We start from the raw sequence: 3,947 nt of genomic DNA, 5'->3' as shown, positions 1-3,947 counted from the left end.
CCCCTCGTCCCCCTTATCCCCCTTGTCCTCCTTGTCTCCCCGCATTCCCTCCACTCTCTACAGCTCGTACTTAATCAAGGGCTTTCGCCGGCGTGGTAGGAACTGCGAACTAAAGGAGCAGAACGAACGTGGCTAAATCCAATTTCTTCTGCAATAATGCCAAGCTCATCAAATTCTTTGGGTGTCCAATATTTTTGTACTGGCAGATGTTCTAAAGAAGGACGCATATACTGACCGATAGTCAGGCGATCGCATCCTACATTCCTCAGATCCGCCATTGTTTCGATGACTTCATCAATGGTTTCACCGTGTCCTAGCATCAAACCTGATTTGGTGAAAATTGTCGGCTGAATCTCTTTGACTAGAGAAAGCACCCTTAGCGAGCGATCGTACTTCGCACCTCGTCGCACAGGACCTTGCAACCGTCGTACCGTCTCAATATTGTGGTTGTAACAAGCAGGGTGGGCTTTGACAATCATCTGTATCCTTTGACGTTGACCTTCTTCACCAGCACCCCCACCACCCCAAAAGTCAGGTGTCAGCACTTCGATTTGAGCTTCTGGGTTCAAAGCACGGATAGTTTCCATCGTCTTGACAAAATGACCCGCTCCTTGATCTGGCAAATCATCACGGGCGACAGAAGTCAATACTACATAACGTAATCCCAAAAGCTGCACTGATTCTGCTATTTTTTGCGGTTCTGAGGAGTCGAGAGGCATAGGTGCATGACCTTTATCTACTTGACAAAAAGCGCAAGACCGCGTGCATGTAGGACCCATGAGTAAAAAAGTTGCCGTTTTTTGGGCATAGCATTCCCCGCGATTGGGGCAACGTCCTTCTTCGCAAATCGTGTGAATTTGGCGCTGCTTAATAATGCGTTGTACCGTCGAGAGTTCACTAGCTTTGCCAATCGGACGACGTAACCACGTTGGCATTGCCATAATCTCTGATTTGAGTTGCGCTGGTTGCGAAGAGGTCATAAATAATTCAAGGGGTTCATGGTAAAGGGGGAAAGGGGTTCATGAGAAAGGAGAAAGGGGAAAGGGAGCTTTCTTGAGAAATATTTCTTCTTTTTTACCATGAGTCCCTTTTCGCTTTTCCCCTCCTCAAATTGCCCAATACCCTATGATTTAAATATCACATTTCTACTAATCTGACAAAATATCAGTATACGCTCTGTAAGATACCTAAATTATTGTCACTTCTCCCAGAAATTACTATCCCCCAATCAATATAAATGTCAGATATAGTGGGAGGATTCTCAACTTTAATTGGCAAAGCCGCCATCTCAACCTAAAGTTTCTGTTAGAGTAATCAGTCGTGGCAAGTAACAAGATTCTAGTTATCGATGACACTACAGTTGTCAGGGTGAAAGTACGGGAAATGTTGCCTCCGGGCAATTTTGAGGTACTGGAAGCAAAAGACGGCTTAGAAGGATTAAATTTCATTCTTCAGGAAAAACTCAGCCTGATTATGTTGGATTTCCTTTTGCCGAAAATGAGTGGCTGGGAAGTTTTCCAGCAGATTCAAGCTCAACCACAACTAAGAAAGATTCCCTTAGTTCTTATGTCTGGTCGGAAAGAAGAGGTGACGGAGAAAATCCCCGAACCCTTTGAATATTTTGAGTTTCTCGGAAAGCCTTTTGACCAAAAGCAACTAATTGCCTCAATTAAGTTGGCTATGACAAAAGCTAAACAGCCGCGTCCGGAACTAGCCTCAGTAGCAACCGTTGCTGCGAAAAATGGAGCTATAAATTCTAGTGCGATCGCTCCTAATGCCGAAATCGCATCATTAAACGATAAAATTGTCAAGATGCAAGCGGAAATTGATGGTTTAAAGAAACAGTTAACTCAAGTTGTGACTTTTATTAAACAGAAAATAAAATAGCGATCGTTTCTTTGATCAAAACCCCCGTCGCTAAGGCTTTCACCTTTTGTTGCCATTTAGGAAAATATCAAATCCGCTTTTAAATTTATTCAGCCTACCAATACTCTTAAGCAAAAGGTAAAGGTAGGTTTTTTATTGTTTAGACTACAAAAATCAGTTATAGTAATTGACTAAAACTGATAATAGTCAGGCGATGAGCGAAGAAATTAAACAAAAAATATTTGACCATTTATTTATTACTAAAGCTGTTAGCAAAGGAACAGGTTTAGGATTGGCGATCGCAATTTCAAATTATTGTCGAAAAACATGGGGCAACTCTACAGGTAAATTCAACCCCAGGAGAAGGTGCTGCTTGAGCAATTACAATTACCGTGCAGGATAAAAATTGGGAATTGGGAATTGGAAATCGATTTGCCGGTCGGTGGGTATTTAGGTCAAATGCTTGCGTCAGGTGCTAAACGCTTTACTGGGGATTCAAGATAATAATAAAAAAGCCCCTGTTTTTCAACAGGAGCCTTAAAACTATTGATTGTCAGTGATGAAAGTTAAAAAATTTGCAACCTAGTCAAGTGGTTTCATTGACATTACTGGTTCGTTTTCACGGTTGAGACCTTTCTCAAATCCACCTGATGCTGCACGAGCGCGACCGGCGTGCCACAAGTGACCAACTAGGAAAAAGAAGCCCATGACAAAGTGGAAACATGCCAACCAAGCACGAGGAGATACGTAGTTGAAGGAGTTGATCTCCGTAGCCACACCACCCACAGAGTTCAAAGAACCTAGAGGAGCGTGAGTCATGTATTCAGCGGCACGACGAGCTTGCCAAGGCTGAATATCGTTCTTGATTTTTTCCAAGTCAAGACCGTTAGGACCACGTAGAGGCTCTAACCAAGGACCGCGGAAATCCCAGAAGCGCATGGTTTCTCCACCGAAGATGATTTCACCAGTAGGAGAGCGCATCAAGTATTTACCTAGACCGGTAGGACCTTGTGCAGAACCGACGTTAGCACCCAAGCGTTGGTCACGAATCAAGAAGGTTAAAGCTTGAGCTTGAGAAGCTTCAGGACCAGTAGGACCGTAGAATTCGCTGGGGTAAGCGGTGTTGTTGTACCAAACCATGAGGGAGGCAATGAAAGCCATCAAGGACACAGCGCCAATACTGTAGGAGAGGTAAGCTTCACCAGACCAAATTAAGGCGCGACGTGCCCAAGCAAAAGGCTTGGTAAGAATGTGGAAAATACCGCCTGCAATACAGACAAAGGCAACCCAAATGTGACCGCCAATGATATCTTCCATGTTATTGACGCTGACAATCCAGCCTTCGCCGCCGAAGGGGGATTTAATCAAATAACCGAAGATACTGGCTGGGTTCAGTGTGGGATTGGTAATGACGCGAACATCACCACCGCCTGGTGCCCAGGTGTCGTATACACCACCAAAGAACGTTGCCTTCAACACCAACAGAAGCGCACCGCATCCTAAGATGATCAGGTGGAATCCGATGATGTTGGTCATCTTGTTCTTATCTTTCCAGTCGTAACCAAAGAACGAAGAATACTCTTCTAAGGTTTCTGGACCGCGAACGGCATGATAAATACCGCCAAAACCTAGTACAGCCGAAGAAATGAGGTGTAGTACACCGACTACGAAGTAGGGGAAGGTATCGATGACTTCACCACCCGTACCAACACCCCAGCCCAAGGTGGCGAGGTGAGGTAGCAAAATCAAGCCTTGTTCGTACATCGGCTTTTCGGGAATGAAGTGAGCGACTTCAAACAAAGTCATCGCTCCAGCCCAGAATACAATCAAGCCAGCATGAGCTACGTGAGCACCCAGCAGTTTGCCGGATAAGTTGATTAAACGAGCGTTACCAGACCACCAAGCGAATCCAGTGGATTCTTGGTCACGTCCGCTGCCCATTACCGAAGGTCTATTAGAGAGCGTTACCACGCGGTAGTACCTCTTCAGGGAATACAAATTGTTCGTGAGGCTGATCTTGAGGAGCCATCCAAGCGCGGATACCCTCGTTCAGCAAAATGTTTTTGGTATAGAATGTTTCA

Annotated in this window: 3 protein-coding genes and 2 pseudogenes; 2 read left to right on the top strand and 3 right to left on the bottom strand. The window is 44.9% G+C overall.

The features are described from left to right. Nucleotides 1–74: 74 nt before the first annotated feature. On the bottom strand, nt 75–980 hold the full coding sequence (lipA, locus tag OGM63_RS21795; protein WP_263747754.1) for a lipoyl synthase: 906 nt from the start codon (nt 978–980) through the stop codon (nt 75–77). Nucleotides 981–1,320: 340 nt separating this feature from the next. On the opposite strand from lipA, the gene OGM63_RS21790 reads away from it, so the two are divergent. Continuing rightward, a complete protein-coding gene (locus OGM63_RS21790) occupies nt 1,321–1,887 on the top strand; it encodes a response regulator (protein WP_263747753.1) in 567 nt (188 codons plus the stop codon). A gap of 178 nt (nt 1,888–2,065) precedes the next feature. After that, nucleotides 2,066–2,243 (top strand): annotated as a pseudogene (locus OGM63_RS21785) (ATP-binding protein); the annotation flags it as partial. 205 nt (nt 2,244–2,448) lie between these two features. Here the strand turns inward: OGM63_RS21785 and psbC are convergent. Further along, on the bottom strand, nt 2,449–3,837 hold the full coding sequence (gene psbC, locus OGM63_RS21780; RefSeq protein ID WP_263747751.1) for a photosystem II reaction center protein CP43: 1,389 nt from the start codon (nt 3,835–3,837) through the stop codon (nt 2,449–2,451). After that, nucleotides 3,821–3,947: pseudogene (locus OGM63_RS21775) on the bottom strand (photosystem II D2 protein (photosystem q(a) protein)); the annotation flags it as partial. The gene psbC and the pseudogene OGM63_RS21775, both read right to left, overlap by 17 nt.

The organism is Plectonema radiosum NIES-515 (assembly GCF_025753815.1).
In the GTDB taxonomy this organism is placed as follows: Bacteria; Cyanobacteriota; Cyanobacteriia; order Cyanobacteriales; family Nostocaceae; genus Hassallia; species Hassallia radiosum_A.
The sequence above is the reverse complement of the archived record's forward strand: the minus strand, read 5'-3'. Positions and strand labels throughout refer to the sequence as shown.

Bases quoted from the DNA above. Each gene is read 5' to 3' on its own strand.
- lipA (WP_263747754.1), bottom strand. From the start codon at position 980: ATGACCTCTTCGCAACCAGCGCAACTCAAATCAGAGATTATGGCAATG.